Below are 565 nucleotides of genomic sequence, written 5' to 3'. Positions count from 1 at the left end.
TCTGCCCCCCTCCACCATTTCTTAATTATTGGGCTATAGCCAAGCGGTAAGGCAACGGACTTTGACTCCGTCATGCGCTGGTTCGAATCCAGCTAGCCCAGCCATTAAGAGCCATTAGCTCAGTTGGTAGAGCATCTGACTTTTAATCAGAGGGTCGAAGGTTCGAGTCCTTCATGGCTCACCATTTTAAAAGAATATGCGGGTGTGGCGGAATTGGCAGACGCACCAGACTTAGGATCTGGCGCCTTTGGCGTGGGGGTTCGACTCCCTTCACCCGCACTTTTAATAAAATATCTCATACATGTCTTGCGGAAGTAGTTCAGTGGTAGAATACAACCTTGCCAAGGTTGGGGTCGCGGGTTCGAATCCCGTCTTCCGCTCCAATTTTCAATATGACATGCCGGGGTGGCGGAACAGGCAGACGCACAGGACTTAAAATCCTGCGGTGGGTGACCACCGTGCGGGTTCGACCCCCGCCCTCGGCACCATATGCGCCCGTAGCTCAATTGGATAGAGCGTTTGACTACGGATCAAAAGGTTAGGGGTTCGAGTCCTCTCGGGCGCG

At 53.1% G+C, this 565-nt stretch carries 6 tRNA genes; all 6 read left to right on the top strand.

Features of this window, described 5'->3' with window-relative positions:
* Positions 1-29 precede the first annotated feature (29 nt).
* The 6 genes from COO03_RS23890 to COO03_RS23865 all read left to right on the top strand — a co-directional run bounded on the left by COO03_RS23890 (position 30) and on the right by COO03_RS23865 (position 565).
* Positions 30-104 (top strand) — tRNA-Gln (locus tag COO03_RS23890).
* 4 nt (positions 105-108) lie between these two features.
* A tRNA-Lys gene (locus tag COO03_RS23885) sits at positions 109-184 on the top strand.
* 14 nt (positions 185-198) lie between these two features.
* Positions 199-279: transfer RNA gene (locus COO03_RS23880), tRNA-Leu, on the top strand.
* A gap of 29 nt (positions 280-308) precedes the next feature.
* Positions 309-383: transfer RNA gene (locus COO03_RS23875), tRNA-Gly, on the top strand.
* Between the two features lie 16 nt (positions 384-399).
* Positions 400-488 (top strand) — tRNA-Leu (locus COO03_RS23870).
* A gap of 3 nt (positions 489-491) precedes the next feature.
* Positions 492-565, top strand: a tRNA-Arg gene (locus COO03_RS23865).

Origin of the sequence: Bacillus sp. AFS098217 (genome assembly GCF_002551815.1) — a bacterium.
In the GTDB taxonomy this organism is placed as follows: domain Bacteria; phylum Bacillota; class Bacilli; order Bacillales; family Bacillaceae_G; genus Bacillus_A.
Note: the sequence above shows the minus strand (reverse complement) of the source record. Positions and strands in the feature narration are given on the sequence as shown.